Genomic DNA, 228 nt, shown 5'->3' on the forward strand with positions numbered 1-228 from the left:
GAGTTCGTGAGCGATCGTGAACCTTGCCCTTTCCCGGCCAGCCTTCACATCCTCCATTACGCTCTCACGAACTACCAGGGTATGCGCCGCCTCATCCATTAGCGCCTCGTCCTGGCCGAGCTCCCCGGGATTGGCAGTGCGAAAGCTGAAATGTCGGGCTCGTTCCTGAAAGCTTTCAAGCACGCTCAGCATGCACGGAGCCGATACCGCTTCGAGGCCCAACCTGAC

Annotated in this window: 1 protein-coding gene; it reads right to left on the reverse strand. The window is 59.6% G+C overall.

Annotated elements, in window-relative coordinates; genetic code table 11:
- Positions 1-192: hypothetical protein (locus tag EOD29_RS36945; RefSeq protein WP_206520644.1), on the reverse strand; the 192-nt coding region annotated here is incomplete at its 3' end.
- Between the last annotated feature and the right edge of the window lie 36 nt (positions 193-228).

The sequence above is a fragment of the Mesorhizobium sp. M1A.T.Ca.IN.004.03.1.1 genome, from assembly GCF_003997555.1.
Taxonomy (GTDB): Bacteria; Pseudomonadota; Alphaproteobacteria; order Rhizobiales; family Rhizobiaceae; genus Mesorhizobium.